The 24,199-nt window shown below is 40.9% G+C and carries 19 protein-coding genes; 14 read left to right on the plus strand and 5 right to left on the minus strand.

The annotated features are described in order from the left end of the window. Positions 1 to 32 precede the first annotated feature (32 nt). The 3 genes from AC6CHI_RS05070 to AC6CHI_RS05080 all read left to right on the plus strand — a co-directional run bounded on the left by AC6CHI_RS05070 (position 33) and on the right by AC6CHI_RS05080 (position 2,837). Positions 33 to 1,286, plus strand: a complete 1,254-nt coding sequence (locus tag AC6CHI_RS05070; protein WP_498119833.1) for a L,D-transpeptidase family protein — start codon at positions 33 to 35, stop codon at positions 1,284 to 1,286. A 174-nt stretch (positions 1,287 to 1,460) separates the two neighbouring features. Further along, positions 1,461 to 2,150, plus strand: a complete 690-nt coding sequence (locus AC6CHI_RS05075; RefSeq protein ID WP_498119834.1) for a pirin family protein — start codon at positions 1,461 to 1,463, stop codon at positions 2,148 to 2,150. 156 nt (positions 2,151 to 2,306) lie between these two features. After that, entirely contained in the window at positions 2,307 to 2,837 is a 531-nt protein-coding gene (locus tag AC6CHI_RS05080; RefSeq protein ID WP_498119836.1) for a hypothetical protein, read from the plus strand. Between the two features lie 39 nt (positions 2,838 to 2,876). On the opposite strand, the gene AC6CHI_RS05085 is transcribed toward AC6CHI_RS05080, so the two are convergent. The 3 genes from AC6CHI_RS05085 to AC6CHI_RS05095 all read right to left on the minus strand — a co-directional run bounded on the left by AC6CHI_RS05085 (position 2,877) and on the right by AC6CHI_RS05095 (position 6,562). Next, the gene (locus tag AC6CHI_RS05085) at positions 2,877 to 4,325 is read right to left on the minus strand and encodes a capsule assembly Wzi family protein (RefSeq protein WP_498119838.1); all 1,449 of its coding nucleotides are present in this window, start codon (positions 4,323 to 4,325) and stop codon (positions 2,877 to 2,879) included. 141 nt (positions 4,326 to 4,466) lie between these two features. Next, positions 4,467 to 5,993: a lysine--tRNA ligase gene (gene lysS / locus AC6CHI_RS05090; RefSeq protein ID WP_498119840.1), complete on the minus strand. Its 1,527-nt coding sequence runs from the start codon at positions 5,991 to 5,993 to the stop codon at positions 4,467 to 4,469. Between the two features lie 128 nt (positions 5,994 to 6,121). Next, positions 6,122 to 6,562: an SRPBCC family protein gene (locus AC6CHI_RS05095; RefSeq protein ID WP_498119841.1), complete on the minus strand. Its 441-nt coding sequence runs from the start codon at positions 6,560 to 6,562 to the stop codon at positions 6,122 to 6,124. 300 nt (positions 6,563 to 6,862) lie between these two features. On the opposite strand from AC6CHI_RS05095, the gene AC6CHI_RS05100 reads away from it, so the two are divergent. Next, complete coding sequence (locus tag AC6CHI_RS05100) at positions 6,863 to 7,375, plus strand: YqiA/YcfP family alpha/beta fold hydrolase (RefSeq protein ID WP_498120055.1); 513 nt, start codon at positions 6,863 to 6,865, stop codon at positions 7,373 to 7,375. Positions 7,376 to 7,430: 55 nt separating this feature from the next. On the opposite strand, the gene AC6CHI_RS05105 is transcribed toward AC6CHI_RS05100, so the two are convergent. Beyond that, on the minus strand, positions 7,431 to 7,976 hold the full coding sequence (locus tag AC6CHI_RS05105) for an adenine phosphoribosyltransferase (RefSeq protein WP_498119843.1): 546 nt from the start codon (positions 7,974 to 7,976) through the stop codon (positions 7,431 to 7,433). 480 nt (positions 7,977 to 8,456) lie between these two features. Between AC6CHI_RS05105 and rubA the strand changes: the two genes are divergently transcribed. The 7 genes from rubA (at position 8,457) to pgaD (ending at position 15,782) form a co-directional block, all read left to right on the plus strand. Next, positions 8,457 to 8,621: a rubredoxin RubA gene (gene rubA, locus AC6CHI_RS05110; RefSeq protein ID WP_100241419.1), complete on the plus strand. Its 165-nt coding sequence runs from the start codon at positions 8,457 to 8,459 to the stop codon at positions 8,619 to 8,621. 57 nt (positions 8,622 to 8,678) lie between these two features. Continuing rightward, positions 8,679 to 9,857, plus strand: coding sequence for an FAD-dependent oxidoreductase (locus tag AC6CHI_RS05115; protein WP_498119845.1), 1,179 nt, complete (start codon positions 8,679 to 8,681; stop codon positions 9,855 to 9,857). Positions 9,858 to 9,914: 57 nt separating this feature from the next. Next, a complete protein-coding gene (gene estB, locus AC6CHI_RS05120; protein ID WP_498119847.1) occupies positions 9,915 to 10,853 on the plus strand; it encodes an esterase EstB in 939 nt (312 codons plus the stop codon). A 13-nt stretch (positions 10,854 to 10,866) separates the two neighbouring features. Next, positions 10,867 to 11,760 carry a LysR family transcriptional regulator OxyR gene (gene oxyR, locus AC6CHI_RS05125; protein ID WP_498119849.1) on the plus strand — a complete coding sequence of 298 codons (894 nt, stop codon included), beginning with the start codon at positions 10,867 to 10,869 and terminating at the stop codon, positions 11,758 to 11,760. 299 nt (positions 11,761 to 12,059) lie between these two features. Continuing rightward, positions 12,060 to 14,054 (plus strand): poly-beta-1,6-N-acetyl-D-glucosamine N-deacetylase PgaB, encoded by a 1,995-nt coding sequence (gene pgaB / locus AC6CHI_RS05130; RefSeq protein WP_498119850.1) that lies wholly within the window; start codon positions 12,060 to 12,062, stop codon positions 14,052 to 14,054. Positions 14,055 to 14,066: 12 nt separating this feature from the next. Then, the gene (gene pgaC, locus AC6CHI_RS05135; RefSeq protein WP_498119851.1) at positions 14,067 to 15,329 is read left to right on the plus strand and encodes a poly-beta-1,6-N-acetyl-D-glucosamine synthase; all 1,263 of its coding nucleotides are present in this window, start codon (positions 14,067 to 14,069) and stop codon (positions 15,327 to 15,329) included. Positions 15,330 to 15,356: 27 nt separating this feature from the next. Then, positions 15,357 to 15,782 carry a poly-beta-1,6-N-acetyl-D-glucosamine biosynthesis protein PgaD gene (gene pgaD, locus AC6CHI_RS05140; protein ID WP_498119852.1) on the plus strand — a complete coding sequence of 142 codons (426 nt, stop codon included), beginning with the start codon at positions 15,357 to 15,359 and terminating at the stop codon, positions 15,780 to 15,782. A gap of 372 nt (positions 15,783 to 16,154) precedes the next feature. On the opposite strand, the gene AC6CHI_RS05145 is transcribed toward pgaD, so the two are convergent. After that, positions 16,155 to 17,777 carry an inorganic phosphate transporter gene (locus AC6CHI_RS05145; protein ID WP_498119853.1) on the minus strand — a complete coding sequence of 541 codons (1,623 nt, stop codon included), beginning with the start codon at positions 17,775 to 17,777 and terminating at the stop codon, positions 16,155 to 16,157. Between the two features lie 440 nt (positions 17,778 to 18,217). Here AC6CHI_RS05145 and metH point away from each other — a divergent pair, with 440 nt between their 5' ends. The 3 genes from metH (at position 18,218) to AC6CHI_RS05160 (ending at position 24,177) form a co-directional block, all read left to right on the plus strand. Further along, complete coding sequence (gene metH, locus AC6CHI_RS05150) at positions 18,218 to 21,904, plus strand: methionine synthase (RefSeq protein WP_498119854.1); 3,687 nt, start codon at positions 18,218 to 18,220, stop codon at positions 21,902 to 21,904. 112 nt (positions 21,905 to 22,016) lie between these two features. Beyond that, the gene (locus tag AC6CHI_RS05155; RefSeq protein WP_498119855.1) at positions 22,017 to 23,300 is read left to right on the plus strand and encodes an AAA family ATPase; all 1,284 of its coding nucleotides are present in this window, start codon (positions 22,017 to 22,019) and stop codon (positions 23,298 to 23,300) included. Next, positions 23,293 to 24,177: a hypothetical protein gene (locus AC6CHI_RS05160; RefSeq protein ID WP_498119857.1), complete on the plus strand. Its 885-nt coding sequence runs from the start codon at positions 23,293 to 23,295 to the stop codon at positions 24,175 to 24,177. The genes AC6CHI_RS05155 and AC6CHI_RS05160 overlap by 8 nt, the downstream gene beginning before the upstream one ends. Positions 24,178 to 24,199 lie beyond the last annotated feature (22 nt).

Consider the following 24,199-nt stretch of genomic DNA (forward strand, 5'->3'; position numbering starts at 1 on the left):
TAGTAAATGAATAATTCTTAAGGTTGAATTACATGTTCGTTCGCACAATACTCGCAATGAGTTTAAGTTGCATTTTTGCTGGCACTGCATTTGCCACAGCTACTACTGCTGAACAACCCTTAAATCCGAAGGTCATTGCGAATACTGCTATTGAAGATCCGATCAATCCTCTTGCAACTGGCTCAGCTTCAGCGGCACAAGATGTCAATGCTGATGCGCAAATTACGCCACAAGAACAACAGGACTTAAATAAAGCTTCGCAAACTTTGCAAAATCTTCAACAAACTGAAGATAATACTGCTGATATTGGTACAGCGCCTGCTAGTGCAGCAGTTGCTACCTCAACAACACCAGCAGCAGCGACTTCTCCAGCCGTTAAAGCATCTTGGACACTTGATGGCTTAAACAATGCCATGTGGTCTGACAATATTGGCAAAGGGCAATTCCCTGTCTATGCTCGCACTCAAGTGATGTTGAATAATTCACATGCTTCACCAGGTGCGATTGATGGTACCAGCGGTAAAAATACCTTAAAAGCCTTAGCGACGTTTCAGCAAATGAATGGTTTAAAACCTACAGGCACGCTCACTCAAGAAACTTGGGATAAACTGGTTTCTCTGCAAGGCAACCGACCTGCTTTTGTGGAATACACCATTACTGATGCTGATCTTCAAGGTCCATATGCACCATCTATTCCACACGACTATGCATTACAAGCAAAAATGAAAGGCTTGTACTACACTCGTGTGACTGAAATGTTGGGTGAAAAATTCCATATGGATGAAGATTTCTTAAAGAAACTTAATCCGAAAGCAACATTTAAAAAAGCAGGCGAAAAAATCATTGTGACCAATATTCGCAATGAATTACCTGAAGATATTCATTTGATCGTTGCGCACAAAGGTGCGAAACAACTGTATCTATTTAACAGTCGCAACCAAATGATTGCATCTTTCCCTGCAACGATTGGTAGCTCTGACACACCTTCTCCGGAAGGCACTTACAAAGTAACGGGTGTCGCACCAAATCCATGGTACAGCTATTCACCAAGTAACTTTATTCAGGGTAAAAACTTAAAACCATTGTCTTTACCACCAGGTCCTAACGGTCCTGTAGGGAATATCTGGATTGGATTAAGTAAAAAATCTTTTGGTATTCACGGCACACCAAACCCTTCTGCGATTTCAAAAACAGCATCGCATGGCTGTATTCGTTTAACCAACTGGGATGCCAATGATTTAGGTAAAAAAGTCCGTTCTGGCGTGACCGTTAAATTCTTAGAATAATCTTAAATTCTATACAAATAGCCTGCTAATGCAGGCTATTTTTTTGCTAAAAAACAGGCTAAGTTATCAGTTTTGTTGCATAAACAGGATGATTCGTCGCTTAAATTCAGTTTAATCAACACTATTACAACACTAAGATAAGCTCATGAAGATATTAGAAATAGGCTGATGATCATGCAAAGTTTTGTCCATCATAGTGAAAACCGAGGTCACGTAAAAGCGGGCTGGTTAGAGTCCAAACATAGTTTTTCATTTGGTCAATGGTATAACCCTAAGTATATGGGGGTGAGCGTGTTACGCGTTATCAATGATGATGTGATTGCCGCACATAATGGTTTTGGTACGCATCCCCATGACAATATGGAAATTTTAACCTGTGTCCTAGCAGGCACCATCTCGCATCGTGACAGTATGGGCAACGAACGTCACATCCGTGCTGGTGAATGGCAACTCATGAGTGCAGGTACTGGCGTGCAACATAGTGAGATCAATCAGGGAGATACCCCTGTGCATATGTTGCAAATTTGGATTCAGCCTGATGTGCGTAATGCTGAACCCAATTACCAGCAAATCACATGTGATCCAAAGTTACAGCCAAATCAATGGCATCTGATTGCTGGTGCAAATTCGAATGCCGCCATGCATATTCGACAACAATGTGAAGTAAAAACGGCCTTTTTACAAGCGTCTCATACTTTAGTGGTAAAAGCGGTGCATCAAGTCAATTATGTACACATGATTACAGGTGAAATAGAGATCGAGGGTCAGCATTTAAAAGCAGGTGATGCGATGGCATTCGCAGAAGAAGCCTCCCTCAAGGCTTTAAGCGATAGCCAGTTTATCTGGTTCGATTTACCAGCTTAAAGCGTAAGCCCACACATTTTTGCGTGGGCTTTATTTATTCTCATACACATTTAAGATTGATTGACTCTATCTTGAGATAATCTTTATCTCAATCCAGCATGTTTATTCCTTGATCCAAGATCTAAACTCATCTGATTTTTTGGCGAGTCTTGATCTATGTTTGATCTTCACAACATAAAATCCAAATTACAACAGCAGCAACTGGCCGGACATATTCATCAACACCAAAACATTCTGGTCTTACAGGAACCCAGCTTAGAAGATGGTATACCATTAAATGTCTTCGCACAGCATGAGCTCAGTGATGATCAGGTCGGATTACAATTCGGTCTTCAAATAACAGAGAATCAGCTGAATATGTTGGTCGGACTCACTTATAGCAATCAAAATCCATTGAATGAAATAGGCATCCATCAACTTAAGGGCAAACTACGTGCCTTTAATCTGCTTTATAGTTTTTATAATTACCCCAAAGCACTATTTTTAATAGAGTTTCCCCTATGTTCTAGCTCATCTTTTATTTTAGCGCGATTGGAAACGATACTGCTTCACACGCAACAATTAAGTTTTATTGAAACCGCACTGAAAATTAATCCGATGGGTGAAGCCGTTCAATGGATTAAACAATTTATTTTTCAGCAAATTTTATCTATGAAAATTAGGATTCAACAGGCGCTTCAAGCATAAAAAAAGCCTCACATTAGTGAGGCTTTATATAAAAATTAATCAATATCCCCATGCTTTCGGGTCTAATGGTAAATCCACAGCGACAGAAAGCCCTGTATCATTGCCATGCACATCTGAATCACTCACCCAACCATTTAACTTCAAAGGAATATCAGGTCGCATATAATGCGTCCAAGTTAAGTCGAGTGCTTTAATTTCATCTTTTTCTGCAAAGGCTTGATTAATATCTGAATTCGACTGATTCACTTTAGCCATTAAGATGCGCCCTGAGACTCTGTTTTTAGCATCAAAACGTATATTTCCGCCCATCGAATACATTTCTCCATCACCGCCCATGGCATGACCTAATGGGAAACCGTGTTGGTAATAGCCATCTGTATAAACATAATGATTATAAGAGATACCTTTTACATCACCATTCGTTCGTGTATCTGCCCATTCTGTATAGAGTTGAAATGGCATATTTTTATAGCTGGAAGAAACATCCATCCCAGCTAAATACATTTTTTTGGATGGCAGTAGCCCTGCTTCATCTTCACCGATATATTGGCCGTACAAACTGAATGGTACATTTAACCATTGGTTTAAATTTAAACGGGCATCAAAGCCTGCAAGTTGGTTTGACTTATCTTCATCAGAGCTATAGAAATTGTCATTTCCTTTAATGGCATTCCAGAAAGAATCCCAACTTTCAGAACGACCTTCCCCTCCCCATTGAAGAGTACGCGAAGCACCCAGTTCCAAATAAGGCAACGGTTGCGCAGTTAAACGAAATCCCAGTAATTTTGCATCAGGAATTGCATCATAATCATCGAGTTGTCCAGCAAAGGCTTGATATTGCCATGGTCCAATCCAAGATAACCATTTGCTTTCAAAGGCACTTTGATCTGCACGCTGCATTGTAAAACCATACACAGGGCGACTAGCATCCCCGCGAATCAAGCTACCATCATGACCTGGTCCCCAATATGTTGGGATTTGACCCGCGATTAACCACTGATTCCAAAGTTTACCCGCTAGATAAGAACCTTCTACATTAATGTCACGATCCTGACCATTATCAATCATTGGGTCTTGTTCGACATTAATCTTTAATTTTGCATCCCAATTTTCACTACCAGCATTTAATTCTAATGCGCCTACATATTGAGCTTTATTACTTTCAGCATAGACTTGGGGGAATTGCTTTTCATCTGTTGCTGCAAATAGGCTCACTTTAGCCATGTGATTATCTGCACTTAAACTGGCTAAAACAGCATCAATTACTTTTTGTTGTGCTGGTGCACTAACCTTTGCTTGTGACAATGCACGTTGAATCTCATCCCCACTCATTGGCCATGTGGAAGTACTGATTTGAATAACACCCTGTTGATTTAACCAATTCAAATCCGAACGTAAATCTTCATTATTCACGACAATCCCTTGCGCAAAACCCGATGACGCTGACAAGAGTAACAACGCCGAAACTAAAGATTTTTTTAAAAACATTATCGTGACTTTCTCGTTAGTTAATTCTGCCGACTACCATATTTTCTTTGATTCAAGATTGCAACCTGAGTATTGATTTTTGTTGTAAATCTGCAATAAAAAACCCGCCGAAGCGGGTTTTTTACAATAACGAATTTTAGCTTAGTCTTTACGACGCATATGTGGAAATAGAATCACATCACGAATACTTGGCGCATCAGCAAACAACATCACCAAACGGTCAATACCAATCCCTTCACCTGCAGTTGGCGGTAAACCATACTCCAAGGCTTCAACAAACTCGGCATCATAATGCATGGCTTCATCATCACCCGCATCTTTCTCTGCAACCTGTGCTTGGAAGCGTTCTGCTTGGTCAATTGGATCATTCAACTCAGAGAAGCCATTGGCTAACTCGCGACCACCAATAAAGAACTCAAAACGGTCTGTAATATGCGGATTATGGTCATTACGGCGTGCTAAAGGCGATGTTTCCGCTGGATATTCAGTAATGAAGGTTGGTTGACGTAATTTAGTTTCAACGGTTTCTTCAAACACGATGGTTTGCAACTTACCTAAACCAAAACCAGGTTTCACTTCTTCTTTTAACACTTCTTTAGTGAATTTGGCCAAGAATTCACGATCATTCACATTTTCAGGGGTGAAGTCCGGATTGTTTTCAAGAATGGCATCAAACATTGAAATTTTCTTGAAAGGACCTTTAAAACTAAATACTTCGCCTTGGTATGGTACATCAGTGCTACCCAAAATATCCAAAGCCAGTTTTTCTAGCATGTTCTCAGTCAACGCCATCAAGTCTTTGTAATCTGCATAGGCTTGATAGAATTCAATCATGGTGAATTCAGGGTTGTGACGCGTCGACACCCCTTCATTACGGAAGTTACGGTTGATTTCAAAAACACGCTCAAAACCACCCACAACCAAACGCTTTAAATAAAGCTCTGGTGCAATACGCAAGAATAAAGGCATATCCAATGCATTATGATGTGTTTCAAATGGACGCGCAGATGCACCACCAGGAATCACATGCATCATTGGCGTTTCAACTTCCATGAAACGTTCATTGTTTAAAAATGCACGGATACCAGCAACCACTTTGGCACGAATTTCAAAGGTCTTACGTGTTTCTTCATTCACGATCAGGTCAAGATAGCGCTTACGGTATTTCACTTCAGTGTCATTCAGACCATGGAATTTATCTGGAAGTGGGCGTAAAGATTTAGTCAACAATTCAAAATGTTGAATGTGAACGTACAAATCACCTTTACCAGAACGGCCAATATAGCCTTTCACCGCGATAATATCGCCAAGATCTAAGCTCTTAATCGTTTCTAAAGTTTCAGGACTTAATTCTTTACGTGCTACATAAAGTTGGATACGACCTGTCATATCCTGAATGACGATGAATGAACCACGGTTCAACATCACACGACCCGCTACAGATACATATACATGTTCTGCTGCTTCAATTTCTTCTTTGCTTGTATCTGCAAACTGTTCTTGTAAATCTTGCGCATAGTGTTCGCGCTTAAATGAGTTAGGCCATGGGCTAACGCCCGTTTGTTTGGCTTGATCTTCAATTTGCTTCAATTTGGCATGACGCTGTGCAATTAAATCGTTTTCGGAAATGGGTTGTTCAGAAGTCGATTGAGCGTTGTTTTGCGTCATCTCTGCCTCGTAAAATTTACTAAAAAATGAAGTGCTATAGCATAGCAGATTACTTCATGATTTCGTATGATTTATCACAAACAAAAATATGGCTCACATTTGAGCTTTTTACCGAGGGACTGCAACTGCTATTGTTCTGCCAATTCTTTTACTCTTTTTAATCCATGCTCGAATGCCTGATCCATCATGTCCTTATAGGCATCAATCGTTTCCAGCTCTACCGTGAGCAGGGTTTTTCCATCAACCTCTTCCAAGTTATATTGCTCTAATGCCCCTTGCCATTGTTGCACCTCAGGACTACTTAAATCCTCTACGCCACCTTGCAATAAACCTTGATATTGAAAAATTACCGAACTGTTCGGGATGTACACTAAAATCGTGGTGATGAGACCGTCACCTTGCGTATCTAAAAATAACGCCCTAGCCCCAACCTTCCATTCGGTCTGTATTTTCGATCCCTCAGCAAAATAAACCGTCCATTCTGTATAGGTGTCGGGTGACCAAAGAATATCCCATACTTTTTCAGGGCTTGCATCAATACTGATGCTATAGCGGAGATGTTCTACCATTTTATTGTTCTCATGCTTTGTTCTTCCCTCCAAGTTACTGAATATTTTTAATTGATAGTAAAATAAATCGTTAAAAAATATTAACCCACTACAATCAAGGTGAAGAAAAACAACAATAAATAGAGAAATTTTAAATACGTTATTTACAAATATTCAACAGGCCTTCAATGCTGTTAGACCAAAAGCTAAGATCAAACCCGTTTAAAGATTCGTACAATCAACTGCGCTTTAAAAAGTTGAAAAGTGAATATTTTTACTCACTCCATCTTCGTGAAAAGAGTCCGTATGAATGCAATAACAATGAATATAGATCACTCCAAAATTCTTTTCTTTCATGGCTTAGATTCGTCCAAAGAGTCGACTATATTTCATGCCATTGATTCCAATAAAAAATATTGTGTGGATGTCAATTACCGAAATCTCAGTTATTTAACTGTAGAAGAGTTTTATCATAATGCCCTCTCTGCCATTAAACCCGATCTATTAATTGGACATAGTCTTGGAGGATATTGGGCGCTTAAGATGTCGTTGCAACATCGCATTCCGTGTATTGTTGCAAATCCTAGCCTTGCTCCAGATTTTCGTGAGGATTATCAAGCCATTTCGGAACAAGATCTGGAGCATGATATCCCACAGATTGCCTATATTGAACTTGGGGATGAAGTACTGGATATGTATGCCACCACCAGTTTTCTTGAACCCTACATGCAAGTGGAAGCAGTTGAAGGTGGGCATCATCGTTTAGCTGCACCAGAACGCCTGAATGCTTTAATTGCTTATATTGAGCAAACCTTTATATTGCAAAAGCCATAAAAAAAGCCAGTCAATAGATGACTGGCTTATATGGAATATCTAGCAATCTTGAAGCTTAAGCAACTGCCGCTGCTAAAGGTTTTGAACTTTCTTCTAATACTGTCCACACCTTAAAGCCTAAATCCTGATGCATCGTCGGTAAATCTAAAAAGATACTTGCACCCAAGACTTGATGATGACATTTATCCATCAATTGTTTGACTGCTTTTAAAGTTCCACCTGTCGCCAGTACATCATCCACAATAATGACTTTTTGCGGTTGAATATCGGCTGCAATTTCTAAACGGTCGACACCATATTCAAGGCTATAGCCCACACCTACCACTGGAGGCGGTAATTTACCTGCTTTACGAACCAGCAATAAGCCTTTGTTTAAACGCTGAGCCAACAAACTCGCAAGTACAAAACCACGCGCTTCAACAGCTACAAAACTTTCAACTTCTGCCAGCTGCTCTGCTGGAATGCTCGCAATCAACGCGTCAGCCAATGGACCAATATTGCTCATGAATAAAGGGGTTAAATCATAGAAGCAAATCCCTGGTTTTGGGAAATCTTGGACAGTACGAATGTGTGACCACAACACAGCAGACAAATTTTTCATGGGAGAGGATTTTAAAACAAAAGGAATAGGTGAATTTTAACGTTTATTCAACTTTTTGAATAGTAAATATACAGCATATCCCGCTTGTTTGGTTTTTTATGATTCTTACAAGACATTGAATTTAAAAAATAATTTTTATATAAAATATTAACTATAGACCTAGGTTATCTTAATATAATAATTTAAGCCTTTTAAATCTGCTCGACTTTAGTCGGATAATACACGACTCATCCATTTTTTGAGCCTACAACTTGAAATTGTCTAACAAAAATACACTGCTGTGTTTGAATTGATATATTTTGTCCTGCTCAGCCATTCTGATTCATTATTCTCTAATTAAAATCCGATATTTGCTTTACATTCGTCCTAGAACTGCGTAAAAATTTAGGCGAAAATAACGCTAGCAATTAGATCATTAGAGCCATGCGGTATATGAGTTATTGCTGATCTTAATTGACCCGATCAGAATTGGAGAATCAGATGAAAAAGTATCAATGCATCGTTTGTGGATGGATTTACGACGAAGCAGAGGGCTGGCCGCAAGACGGTATCGTGGCGGGCACCAAATGGGAAGATATTCCAGATGACTGGACTTGCCCTGACTGTGGTGTTTCTAAAGCCGACTTTGAAATGATTGAAATTTAATAAGAACAAAAAGACCCTGAGTGTGGTCTTTTTTTACAACCTATTTGGGAGAACAAAATGCATCCTATCGTTATCATTGGTTCGGGTATGGCTGGCTATACTGTAGCACGCGAGTTCCGTAAGCTAAATGCAGAGCAGGAACTGGTTATGATTACTGCAGATGAAGCCAGCAATTATGCCAAGCCAACGTTATCGAATGCGCTAGCGGGCAAAAAATCTCCTGAACAAATTGCATTAGGTGATGCAGAAAAGATGAGTGCTCAACTCAATATGCGGATTGAAACACATACTTGGGTGAAAGAAATTCGTAGCGAGCAACATCAAATTATTTTAGAAAAAGATGGGCAAGTGACCACACTCGACTATGCCAAATTGGTTCTGGCGATTGGTGCTAACCCTATTCGCCTTGCGATTGCGGGCGATGGCAGTGACGATATTCATGTTGTTAACTCTTTAAATGATTATAAATTATTCCGTAGCAATTTAGACAAACGCCAAGACAAACGCGTCGTGATTTTAGGTGCAGGTCTGATCGGTTGCGAATTTGCCAACGATTTACAAAATACAGGGCATCAAGCCACTGTGATTGATTTAGCTGCCCAACCTTTAGGTCGTCTACTGCCTGCCCATATTGCGACAGCGTTTCAAGAGAATTTGGAAGAAACTGGCATTCATTTTGTGTTGGGCACAACGGTAGAAAAAGTCTCCAAAGTCGAGAATGGTGATTATCTTGTCACTTTAGCCAATGGACAATCTGTCATCGCTGATATAGTACTCTCCGCAGTGGGTTTACAGCCCAACATCAGTCTGGCCAAAACTGGGAATATCCATACCAGTCGTGGTGTCATCACCAACAGTCATCTGGAAACCAATCAGGCGGATGTCTATGCGGTAGGTGACTGTGCGGAAGTGAATGGCACATTACTGCCTTATGTCATGCCTATTATGCAGCAAGCCCGCGCCTTAGCAAAAACCTTGAATGGTGAGCATACTGCGGTTCATTACCCTGCTATGCCTGTAGCGGTAAAAACACCTGCTGCACCGCTGACGGTTCTCCCTGCGCCGATTGATGTGGAAGTGAATTGGGAAACAGAAGAGTTTGATGATGGCATGCTTGCCAAAGCACTGGATAATTCAGGCACGCTGCGTGGATTTGTTTTACTCGGTGCCACTGCTGCAAAGCAACGTCTAGCACTAACAAAGTTAGTTCCAGACTTGATTCCTGTCACAGTTTAAGTTCAATATATAGAGGACATTCACATTTTGAGTGTCCTCTTTAGGGGAGCAAGAAGAATGAATAGCGCATTACAATTCAAAAATTCACCTTATACCCCGTTTATGCATGAAACCAAGGTAGACTTGGGGAATGGTATTGAATTACACGTTGAAGTCGGTGGACATCCTGAGCATCCCACCATTCTGTTAATTATGGGTTTAGGCGCTCAATTATTATTCTGGCCTGATTTCTTTTGTAAAACATTAATTGACCACGGTTATCGGGTGATTCGTTACGATAACCGCGATATTGGCTTGTCTTCTAAAATTCGTCATCAAGGACCACGGCTGAATACCATTAAATTAATGGGACGTTTTGCCCTCGGTTTAGAAAATCAAGGGGCCCCTTATAATCTGCATGATATGGCAGATGATGCTGCGTTATTAATTGAACGCATGGGACTCGAGAACGTATTTGTGTTGGGTGCCTCCATGGGCGGAATGATTGCCCAAATTCTGGCGGCAAAAAATCCAGACAAGGTCAGTAAATTAGGGTTGGTCTTTACCAGTAATAATCAACCGTTATTACCCCCTCCTTTTCCCAAACAACTGTTCAGCTTAATTGGAAGACCTGATTCGAATGATGAAGAAGGCATTATCAACCACAGTTTGAAAGTGTTTAACATGATTGGCTCGCCAGGTTATATCAACCAACTCGAGACCATGCAAACAGCACGTAAATTATATCAACGAAGTTATTACCCAGCGGGTGTACTTCAACAGTTTTTAGCAATATTATGTACAGGCTCCTTGCTACAACTGGACAAGCAGATTCAACAACCGACCCTCGTGGTGCATGGTTCACGCGATCGCTTGCTCCCACCTAGCCATGGTAAGGCTGTTGCAAAAGCAATTACAGGCGCTAAGTTTGAATTAATTGATGGAATGGGGCATGATATGCCTCCGCATTTCATTCCTCATCTTAGCGGATTATTTGCTCACCACTTTAAATCTTAAACATTAGGACACTATGGCTGCATTACCATCCCTGAGACAGCTGTCATACCTTGTAACACTGTCGGAAACGCTGCACTTTACTGAAGCAGCGCGTCGTTCGTTCGTGACCCAATCTACTCTTTCAGGTGGGATCATGGAGCTTGAACGCTTACTGGGTGGCGTACTCGTTGAACGTGACCGCCAAAATGTACGTTTAACCCCACTTGGCGAACAAGTGGTCGCCCGAGCCCGTGTTCTACTTGCCGATGCTCAAGACTTAATGCGTTTAAGTCGTGAAATGAGTGAGCCTTTAACAGGTGACTTGCATTTAGGGGTCATTCCAACAATTGCTCCATTTATTTTGTCGCAGTTACTTGAAGAAGTGCATAAACAACTGCCAAAAATTCAGTTGCATTTGCATGAAGCACAAAGTGAAAAGATTGTTGAAAAACTTGAACATGGCAATCTAGACATGGTGTTGCTGGCGCTGCCGTTCGACACGCGTGGTTTAAAAGTTGCTGAAATTGCCAAAGAAGACTTGTTCTTGGTGTGTCACAAATCTGATCAGCGTTCAGCGCAAGCTGTGACACTGGAAGATCTGGATTTATCCCGTTTGATGTTACTTGAAGAAGGACATTGTTTACGTGATCACGCTTTAAGTGCTTGCCCGATTGGTGAACGTAAAAATGACCATCGCTTAAAAGCCAGTTCACTACCGACACTGATTGAAATGGTCTCAGCAAACTTAGGTTTTACTCTGTTGCCTGAAATTGCTTTACACACCAATATGATTAAAGCCAATCCTGATTTGGTCGTAAAACCGATTGAGGATGCACCAAGTCGTACCTTGGCTTTAATTACCCGTAAAAGCACCCCGCTTCAAAGCGAATTTGATGTGCTGTTACAAATTCTGCAAAAGATTACCTAAATCTTGGATCTTTAGCTCCACGATTAAAAAGACCAGTCATCATACTGGTCTTTTTTTTGGCTGATTTTTTCAGGTAACTGATCTTCACCCTCAAATACAGCCAAGTTTTTCAGTATTGGATTGTGTTTTTTCTGTATAAATCATGAGAAAAAACACATTTTTTTAAGAAAACTTTCAGCTTCAGTGTCTATAAATGCGCGATGAACAAAAGACCTTAGTCGGCTCTCAGAAATAAATACAAATTTGAGTTTTTGTGGTCACTAATCTCCCGTAAAAAATCGCATTTAGAAGATATCCATATGCTGACTCGTTTTGCATCGCCTTTGTTGCCGTTGTGCTTAGCCGTGTTATCTGCATTCAGTGCCACTCTCAGCACCGCAGCAGAACCTACAAAAATTGATCCCTCAACCCTGACCATTATTGGCTACCATGAAATCACGGATAGCAAAGATGCGCTGATTCCAGCCTATGCGGTAACGCCACAACAATTTAGTCAGCACATGGATTGGCTCATAAAAAATGGCTTTCACTTTGTCAATGTCGAGCAATTGATTCAGGCACATCAAGGTAAATACCGCTTACCGACCAAGCCCGTTTTACTCACTGTAGATGATGGCTATCAATCTTTTTATACCCATGCCTACCCGATTATAAAAGCCAAACATATTCCCGTGGTGTTAGCGGTGGTCGGTTCATGGCTCACGCCAAAAACCACTCAACCGGTGCATTTTGGTGATGATGTAATTCGCCGAGACAAGATTCTGACTTGGTCAGAACTCAAAGAAATGCAAGACAGTGGTTGGGTTGAAATTGGCAATCACAGTTTTAATTTACATCGCGGCATCAATGCCAATCCGCAAGGCAACTCCGAACCCGCTGCCATTACCCGCGAATATGATGCCCAGCATCGGCGTTATGAAAGCGATCAACAATATACCGCACGAATTACTCGTGACCTAAAAACCAATAATCAGCTCCTCACCGCCCATGGGCTAAAAGCACCACGCGTCATGGTTTGGCCTTATGGCCGCTACAACATGCAGGATGTGCAGATTGCCAAACAATTAGGCATGCCGATTACCATCACTTTGGATGATGGACCCGATCATGTCCGTGGTTCATTACAGACCTTAAATCGCATCTTGATTGAAGGCAATATGACCACTGCCGATCTTGCTCAAGAAATCAAAAATCGTGAGATGAATTTGGGGGATAATAATCGTGCACAAAAAATCATGCACATTGATTTGGACTATATCTACGACCCAAACCCCGAGCAGCAAGAACGTAATTTGGGGATTTTATTAGATCGTATTCGTACCATGGGCGTAAATACCGTCTATTTGCAAGCCTTCTCTGACCCCGATGGTGATGGTTCTGCGGATATGGTGTATTTCCCGAATCGCCATGTGCCTATGCGCGCTGATTTATTTAATCACGTAGCGTGGCAGATTCAAACCCGCACCCAAGTCAGCCGGATTTACGCTTGGATGCCTTTATTGGCATGGGATTTACTGAAAAACAATCCTGTGAGTAAAGATGTCGTGGTGACTGAACAAGTCAGCACAGATCATTTGAATATGGGCTATTTACGTTTATCTCCCTATTCCGCTCAAGCACGCCATACGATCAGTGATATTTATCAAGATTTGGCCAAGTCCACACCATTTAACGGCATTTTATTCCATGACGATACCACCTTGTCCGATTATGAAGATGCTAGCCCAAGTGCCTTAAAGGCTTATGCTGCACAAGGCTTACCGACAAATTTAGCGCAAATTCGTGCGGACGATGCGCTATTACAAAAATGGACCGCGTATAAAACCAAAAGCATTGATGATTTTGCTATGCAGCTTGCCAGCCAAGTTCGTCAATACGAGCCTTTCTTGCTCACAGCACGCAATCTCTATGCACAAGTGGCACTCAAACCTTATGCGGAAAACTGGTATTCACAGTCTTTAGAGCAGTCCTTACAACGTTATGATTTCACCGCCATTATGGCCATGCCTTATATGGAACAGGCCACTGATGCAAATCAGTTTTATCGTGACATTCTGCAACGGGTCAAAAGCTATCCGAACGGCATCAAGAAAACTGTATTTGAACTGCAAGCCACCAACTGGCGCACCAATCAGAAAATCCCATCTCAAGAGCTAGCTTCAACCATTCAAGATTTGTATGCACATGGGGTCATGCATGTTGCCTATTATCCGGACGACCCCATTCAAGGACATCCTGATGCAAACGTGATGCATGATGTTTTTGCGACCAAATCTTCTCAATTAGTGCCTTAACAGGAGTTACGCATGTACCCGTATTTTACTCAAGGCTTGCGTCATGCACTCAACTTTGTATTTTATTATCCGCTGTTTATGTCTTATCTCTGGATGTTGGGCGCACTGATTTTCTATGCCAAAGAACGCAAGCAACCCGCCTATCAGCAGCCAGCAACCTTAAACCAATACCCCTTGGTTGCTGTACTTATCCCCTGTTTTAATGAGGGTGATAATGCTGAAGAGACCATCAGCCATGCCTTAAAAATCGACTATCCGAATTTTGAGGTGATTGCGATTAATGATGGCAGCTCCGACAATACTGCTGAAGTACTGAATCGGCTTGCCCAACAATATGAACGTTTACGTGTGGTGCATCTGGCGCAAAATCAAGGTAAAGCCATGGCACTACAAGCGGGCAGTCTCGTGACAGAAGCAGAATTTCTGTTAGGGATTGATGGCGATGCCCTGCTTGATCCACATGCGGCCACATGGATGATGCGACATTTTATTCAAAACCCGAATATTGCAGCGGTGACAGGCAATCCCCGCATTCGCACCCGTTCCACCCTGCTCGGACGGATTCAAGTCGGTGAGTTTTCTTCCATTGTGGGGATGATTAAGCGTGCGCAGCGTAGTTTTGGACGGCTATTTACCGTTTCTGGCGTGATTACCGCATTTCGTAAAAGTGCAGTGCATCAAGTGGGGTACTGGTCGCCCAATATGCTCACCGAGGATATTGATATTACTTGGAAACTGCAACGTGCAGGCTGGGACATTCAATTTGAGCCGAATGCCTTGGTGTGGATTTTAATGCCTGAAACGCTATCGGGACTTTGGAAACAGCGGTTACGCTGGGCCATGGGCGGTGCACAGGTGCTGATTAAAAATCTGGATGTATTGTTAAAGCCGCAATTGAATTTTTTATGGCCTTTGATGCTAGAGCTATGCCTGACCTTGGTCTGGTCCTATTTGATGCTCGTCCTCGCCATCTTATGGTTCATCCATTTCATTTTCCCAATCACAGCACTGAATGGCATTAGCTCCCCTTTCCTGCCTTATGGCAGTGGTGTCTTGCTGGGAGCCACCTGTCTGATTCAGTTTGCTTTAAGCAAATGGATGGATAGTCGTTATGAACCCAACTTAGGTAAAAACTACTTTTGGATGATTTGGTATCCGTTTGTGTTCTGGCTGATCACCCTTAGTGCCACCATTATGGCTTTTCCAAAAGTGCTACTCCGTGGCGAAGATAAACGTGCCCGTTGGGTCAGCCCTGATCGTGGTATTCGTTTATAACGTTTTACATATTTAGAGTAACTTCAAATGAAATCACAACATGATTTAGTGATTGATTTACGCCAGCATTTACCATGGCATAAACGCTATGTGTCGAATACCACCACCGCTTTAATGTGGGGGGCTTGGCTAATGCTGTGGCGTCCCTTTTTACTGGTGTGGATTTTGATTCAATTGCAAAAGAGTGCCGCAGTCCATCATCTCCTGAATGCCCTGAGTCTAAGTCTTGAATATGGCGGGCTAGAGCTACTGCTGTGTAGTGTGGGTTTATTGCTCTGGAATCGCTTTATGCCGTCTGCAAGTGTGAAAACCGAATCACATGCGCAGCCTATGGCAACTCAGCAATATGCCGATTATTTTGCGCTGGATAACCAGAAAATTGAACAGTCACGGCAGCATAAAATCACCACAGTACATCACAATGCCCATGGGCAAATTATCGATCTAGAATAAATAAATAAATAAACAGCCTAATCTAAGTAAAAATAATTAACCTCAAGTTCTGCTTGGGGTTTTTTATCTATATGCCATTTGAGACTCATAAAGCCCTTTAAATAGCTCAGTCAACATTCTGTTCAATACTCTAGATCAAATCTCATTCTTGGCTCCTAGCCAGATCCTTTATTCAGCTATGTACTGCAATCATTGTACACTTCTCAGCTGCACGGGACTGATTGTCTGATTTAGGCTACGAAAGTCTATACCACACTAGATCCCACAATACTTTGCATAGCATTCTTGCAACCAATCCAGCATTCGATAATTTCACAGGCACAAAAAAAGCGCTGACAGATGCAGCGCTTTTATTTCGTTGCTTAAAATAACTTAAGCAACGAACTGGAGGAATAACCAGTATAAACCACCAGATAAACAGATGGTGGCAGGAAGTGTAAAAATCCATGCCGAAAGAATCGTCTTCACTGTAGCCAAGTTCAAACCTGACTTATTGGCCACCATCGTACCAGCCACCGCACTATTTAATACGTGCGTGGTTGATACTGGCATACCAAAGCCATCTGCTGCTGCAATGGTAGACATCGCCACAAGTTCAGCCGACATGCCTTGACCATAAGTCATGTGATGTTTACCAATACGCTCACCTACAGTCACTACAATACGCTTCCAGCCGACCATGGTTCCTAGACCAAGCGCCAAGGCAACTGCCACTTTGACCCATGTCGGGATGTATTGTAAGAAACCATCGAGATTGCTGCGGTATTCTTTCACAACTTTTTTGTCTGCCTCAGACATTGCAGGTAACTGATCTGCTTTGTCTAAGCGTTTGAATGCCGTCGTGCTTAAATACATGTCATTACGAATTGAAGATACCGCATCTTCAGGGATGTTTTTCAAGTCGCCATATTGTGCAACACGGTCACCCAAATGATCAGTCAAACTAGCCAAAGCTGGTACTACAGCTGGCGTCATTTCTTTGGTTTGAATATACGTGGTAATGGTTTGACGCGCTTGCTCATCTGGAATATCTGCGTGTGCAGGATAAATGGCTACTGCCGCTTGAGATGACAATTGCTCAAATGACTGGATATGCGCTTGATCGAGGTTTTTATTCAATGAATAAGCCAATGGCACCAAACCAATCAAGATCAACATGATTAAGCCCATGCCTTTTTGACCATCGTTTGAACCATGTGCAAAACTCACACCGGTACAGGTAAAGATCAATATGGCACGAATCATCGGTGGTGGTGGCTTATTGCCTTCAGGTGGTTGGAACAATTCTAGCTGACGCTTGAAGATTTTCTTCACCAACAAAAATACGATCGCAGCAAATGCAAAACCGATTAATGGAGAAAACAACAGCGCTTTACCCACTTTCATGACTTGGTCCATATCGACACCGCTGGCGCCACTACCTGAATGCAACAGGTAATTCATTACCCCTACACCCAAAATAGAACCAATTAAAGTGTGCGAACTCGATGCTGGAATACCCAAGAACCAAGTGCCCAAATTCCATAGAATTGCCGCAATCAGCATGGCAAAGACCATCGCGAAGCCTGCACCTGAACTCACATTCATAATGAGTTCGACTGGCAGCAAAGCGATGATGCCGTAAGCAACTGCTCCGCTGGCAACCATTACCCCAAGGAAATTACAAAAACCAGCCCACATGACCGCAACAGGTGCAGACAATGCGTTGGTATAAATAACAGTTGCAACTGCATTGGCTGTGTCATGGAAACCATTCACAAACTCAAAGCCTAAAGCAATCAGTAATGCCGTCGCTAAAAGAATAACTGAATACAAACTTAACGGTGGCACATGCGACAAATCAGCAGAGACCTGAAATCCGATATAAATCAGAGTCGCAATAATGACCGTAAAAAACACCGGCATAAAAAATTTCGGTGTTGGAACATGCACATTCGTCGATTTGTTCGATGCAGAATGCATACGATCTTGGACGGGAGGAATTTTTGAATTCATGCAGACGGTTAAGAGGATAATAAAATCCCCTTATTGTTAAATTAAATTATGACAATTATATGACAAACAGGTGCCATATAAAGCCAAATTTTTAACAATTGACCTGTTTTAAATCACTCTGCCCTAACTTGGTGATGATTTTTTGTTGTAAATCAGTTTTTTTCAAATACTTATAACAAAAAAATATTTCATGCAAAAAAGTAAATGAAATTCTGAATTGTAAAAAAATTTATCGCCTATCGATGTACTTTCACCTTGAATTCGAAACGGATTCATCTTGCCTGTGTAATATTTCATTTCTATGAAAACAGCTGATAAAGCCATTTTTTTGCATGAATCCTGCTAACTCGCCAGTCGAAAAGCTGAATTAAACTCAAAATAAGCCTGAGTTCTGCTAAAATATGCGCCATTTCAAGAATTGTCGTGTATTGGGGTTATTTATGTCCACGCTTACCACCCTTAGAGAACTTCTCGCCGAGCGTATATTGATTATTGATGGTGCAATGGGCACCATGATTCAGCGCCACAAGTTAGAAGAAGAAGATTATCGTGGTGAGCGTTTTGCAGATTGGGCACACGATCTGAAAGGCAACAATGACCTCTTGGTACTTACTCTGCCGCAAATTATTCAAGGCATTCACGAAGCTTACCTCGATGCCGGTGCAGACATTATTGAAACCAACAGCTTTAACGGCACACGAGTTTCCATGTCTGACTACCACATGGAAGATCTGGTTCCTGAAATTAACCGTGAAGCAGCACGTTTGGCCAAAGCGGCTTGTGAGAAATACTCAACGCCTGAAAAGCCTCGTTTTGTGGCGGGTGTATTGGGACCAACCTCACGGACCTGCTCGATTTCACCGAATGTAAACGACCCTGCGTTCCGTAACATTACTTTTGATGAATTGAAAGAAAACTACATTGAAGCGACGCATGCGTTGATTGAAGGTGGTGCAGACATCATCCTGATTGAAACGGTATTTGATACCTTGAACTGTAAAGCGGCAATCTTTGCCGTGAAAGAAGTGTTCAAGCAACTTGGTCGTGAACTGCCCATCATGATTTCAGGCACCATTACCGATGCTTCAGGTCGTACCTTAACCGGTCAAACTGCGGAAGCGTTCTGGAACTCGGTACGTCATGCCGACTTGCTCTCGATTGGTTTTAACTGTGCGCTGGGTGCCGATGCCATGCGCCCCCACGTGAAAACCATTGCTGATGTGGCGGATACCTTTGTTTCCGCCCATCCCAACGCAGGCTTGCCAAATGCCTTTGGTGAATATGACGAAACACCTGAACAAACTGCGGCATTCATCCAAGAGTTTGCTGAAAGCGGTTTGATTAACATTACCGGTGGTTGCTGTGGTACCACACCAGATCATATTCGTGCCATTTACAATGCCGTGAAAGACATCAAGCCACGCCAAGTGCCTGAAACCGTACCTGCCTGCCGTTTAAGTGGTTTAGAGCCGTTTAACATTTACGACCACTCACTCTTCGTTAACGTGGGCGAACGTACCAACGTTACCGGATCGAAAAAGTTCCTGCGCTTAATCCGTGAAGAAAACTTTGCTGAAGCCTTAGAAGTTGCACAGCAACAGGTTGAAGCCGGTGCACAGATCATCGACATCAATATGGATGAAGGCATGCTCGATTCGCAAAATGCGATGGTGCACTTCCTGAATCTGGTGGCATCTGAGCCTGATATTTCCCGTGTGCCAATCATGATTGACTCATCAAAATGGGAAATCATTGAAGCGGGTTTGAAATGCGTACAAGGTAAACCTGTGGTGAACTCGATTTCCTTAAAAGAAGGTTATGACGAGTTTGTCGAAAAGGCACGTTTATGCCGTCAGTACGGTGCTGCGATTATTGTCATGGCCTTTGATGAAGTCGGTCAGGCGGATACCGCTGCACGTAAGCGTGAAATCTGTAAACGTTCTTATGACATTCTGGTGAATGAAGTTGGCTTCCCTGCTGAAGACATTATTTTTGACCCGAACGTGTTTGCGGTGGCAACAGGGATTGAAGAACACAATAACTATGCTGTGGACTTTATTGAAGCCACAGGCTGGATTAAACAAAACTTGCCACATGCCATGATTTCAGGCGGTGTATCGAACGTTTCGTTCTCATTCCGTGGCAATGAACCTGTACGTGAAGCGATTCACTCGGTATTCCTCTACCATGCCATTAAACAAGGCATGACCATGGGGATTGTGAACGCTGGTCAAATGGCGATTTATGATGACATTCCACAAGAGCTGAAAGACGCGGTTGAAGATGTTGTTTTAAACCAGAACCAAGGTGAATCTGGTCAACTTGCGACAGAGAAACTGCTTGAAGTCGCTGAAAAATACCGTGGTCAAGGCGGTGCAGCAAAAGAAGCGGAAAATCTGGAATGGCGGAATGAATCGGTTGAAAAGCGTCTGGAATATGCCCTCGTTAAAGGCATCACCACTTATATTGACCAAGATACTGAAGAAGCACGCTTAAAAGCTAAACGTCCACTGGATGTGATTGAAGGCGCACTGATGGATGGTATGAACGTGGTGGGTGACTTGTTCGGTTCGGGCAAAATGTTCCTACCGCAAGTGGTGAAATCTGCGCGTGTGATGAAACAGGCTGTGGCTTGGCTTAACCCGTATATCGAAGCGGAAAAAACCGGTAGCCAGTCTAAAGGTAAAGTGTTGATGGCAACCGTAAAAGGTGACGTACACGATATTGGTAAAAACATCGTGGGCGTCGTCCTTGGCTGTAATGGTTACGACATTGTTGACCTTGGCGTAATGGTACCGTGCGAGAAAATTTTACAAACTGCGATTGATGAAAAATGTGACATCATCGGGTTGTCAGGTTTAATTACCCCATCTTTAGATGAAATGGTGTTTGTAGCCAAAGAAATGCAACGTAAAGGCTTCAACATTCCATTGCTAATTGGGGGTGCAACCACCTCTAAAGCACATACTGCAGTAAAAATTGACCCGCAATATTCCAATGATGCGGTGATTTATGTGGCCGATGCTTCACGTGCAGTCGGTGTGGCAACCACGCTGCTTTCGAAAGAAATGCGTGGCAACTTTATTGCCGAGCATCGTGCTGAATATGCCAAAATTCGTGAGCGTTTAGCCAACAAACAGCCAAAAGCAGCGAAACTCAGCTATACAGAATCGGTTGAGAATGGCTTTAAGATTGATGACAACTATGTACCACCAAAGCCAAATGCTTTGGGTACACAAGTGATCACTAACTATCCTTTAGCAACGCTGGTTGAATATTTCGACTGGACACCATTCTTTATCTCTTGGAGCTTGGCGGGTAAATTCCCGAAAATTCTAGAAGATGAGGTGGTCGGTGAAGCAGCAACGGATTTATACAATCAAGCGCAAGCGATGTTGAAAGACATTATCGACAACAACCGTTTTGATGCACGTGCGGTGTTTGGCTTATACCCTGCACAACGTACAGGTGCGGATACGGTTAGCGTGTTTGATGAAGCTGGTCAGACTGTTACGCATACCTTCGAGCATTTACGTCAGCAGTCGGACAAAGTGACAGGCAAACCAAACTTGTCTTTGGCGGACTATATTAAACCTACGACAACTCAGCAAGATTATTTGGGCGGCTTTACCGTGTCAATTTTCGGTGCGGAAGAGTTGGCGAATGAATACAAAGCCAAAGGTGATGACTATTCAGCGATCTTGGTTCAGTCTTTAGCGGATCGTTTTGCCGAAGCTTTTGCCGAACACTTACACGAGCGTATTCGTAAAGAGTTCTGGGGTTATAAAGCGGATGAAACGCTGAGTAATGAAGAACTGATTAAAGAGAAGTATGTCGGTATTCGTCCTGCGCCAGGCTATCCTGCTTGCCCAGAACATTCTGAAAAAGCGGCATTGTTTGACTGGTTAGGTTCTGAAGCGAAGATTGGGACTAAGTTGACTGAACACTTCGCGATGATGCCACCTTCTTCTGTGAGTGGTTTCTATTACTCTCACCCTGAAAGCGAATACTTTAACGTGGGCAAGATTTCTCAAGATCAGCTTGAGGATTATGCGAAGCGTAAGGGTTGGTCACTGGATGTGGCGAAGCGTTGGTTAGCACCAAATTTAGATGATTCGATTGCGTAATTAATTAAATTTCTGCACCTATTATATAGGTGCAGAAATCAAAATATTGCACCTTTTACTTAATAATAATAAAATTCAGGAACTTAAAAACAAACATCAAACTGGTGAAATAATGTACCATTTAAAAAGTGCCCAGATTAAAGGTTTTTGGGGAACAAGAAACATTGAATTACAATTTAACTCTCATAGTAATTTTTTAATAGGAATAAATGGTTCAGGTAAAACAACCTTAGTAAATTTAATTGTATCTTGTTTAGAAGCTGATTTTGAAAACTTAATGTTATCCGAATTTAATGAAATTATTATTTCTTTAAGAGCGGAAAAAACAAACCGAATTGCATCACTTAAAATTACAAAAAACAATGAACAAATTTCATTTTTCTTTAAAGAAAATTCTAAAGATAATTATCAATCCATTCTAAATGATGAGTTGAATGAGTTTCACCGATATTCCAATCATTTTAGAAATGATTTTAGACGAAAAAATATTTTCAAACATAGAAGTCAACTATCTAACTTATTCAATATTAGTTGGTTATCTGTACATCGAACTAAAACTGACTATCGTGAAATCAGAGAAAAATATGATTCAAGTATTGATTTAAAATTAAATGAATTATCCAATGAATTAGTAAGACTTTTTTCATTTTACAATCAAAAAATTACTGAACAAATAGATCAATTTCAGAAACAAGTATTCTTATCTTTATTATTTAAAAGAGAAAACAAACATAGTGTTATTGATTCTTTTTTAAAATTAGATTCAAAAAAAGAAAAAGAAGCCCTAGAAAATATTTACAAACAATTCAATCTTGATTCTTCAGATTTAAAATCAAAAATTAGTAATCACTTTTCAGCTTTAGATAAAGCTCAACAGAAATTAAAAAATTCAGAGAATCATCAACCCATAGAATTAAATGATTTCTCAGTTCTTTTTAGTACTGAAAGAATTGATTTTATTGTAGAAAAGTGGAATGACCATTTAATACAAAAATCTAAAATAGAGGAGCCTAAAGATAAGTTCCTAAATATTCTAAACTCCATGATGCAAAGAAAAAAATTTTATATCAATGCACGCAATGAATTAGAAATTATTACACAATCCCAGAAGCCACTTTCATTAAGCCAGCTTTCTTCTGGTGAAAAGCAATTATTAATTATCTTAGGTGAAGCATTTTTACAGCAAAATAAAAGATTTATCTACTTCGCTGATGAACCCGAATTATCACTACATATTAATTGGCAAGAGCATCTAGTACAGCATTTAAAGGAACTAAATCCTAATGCACAAATAATTTTTGCAACTCACTCACCAGATATCGTTAGTTGTTTTGGTGAAAATATCATCAATATGGAGAAAATAATCACCAATGCAGAGGTGTTATCAAGTGAATAATACTCCTTTCAATCGATCTACATACGGTCAGTCCAATCAAAATGCTTTTCAAAATGCCGACCTAACAGCATATACAGAAGGTGGGAAAAAAAGCTATACCATTATTCAGATCGAAGATGGTAAATTTAGCCCAACTTCAATAGATATTGATTTTTGGAAAGCAGTACTAAAAATACATGGTTGTCATAGAAAAATTCATTTTAAAGCTATAGGCTCTAAAACAAGTGGAGATGAAATTACTCAACGTATCGTTAATGGACAGATTAAAAACACTCTCATTTTTAAAGATAAGGATTTAGACCATTATTTTGAGAAATATATTACCCACCCAAATATAATTTACACAAAAGGTTATAGCTGGGAGAATGATGTTTTTACTCAAGAAAATATTATCAGAATAATTAACAATTACATTTTTGATGATATACCTATGAATGCTACCAGCAATATTGAAAATAGTTTTAAAAATCTAGAAAAGATAGGTTCTAAAATTTTGAGATTAGAAATAATTTTTCGATCTCATGGTTTTAAATTTTTAACCGATGTATCAGGCGAAGCACTTATCAAAAATGGTGAAATTGATATGAAATTTCTTATAAATAAAGTTAAATCTATTGCGAAAAGCACAAATGTTTGTCGCCCATTCAAATATACTAAGATAAATAGATCATTCAACTTTTATCAAGACTGTTACGGAAAAGTTTTTGAAAGTATAGCCTATCATCTTACAGTTAAAATATTAAAAGAACTAACGGATATAAAAAATATTTCCAAAGAGATTTTTCAGAGAAATGCCATGAGTAATTACTTTAACTCACTCCAGAAAAATCAAGATGATTATTATTATACGATTGCCAAACAAATTAATTCAGTTTAATCGTATACAACTCTACTCCCCC

This window comes from Acinetobacter sp. GQ146, assembly GCF_059758585.1.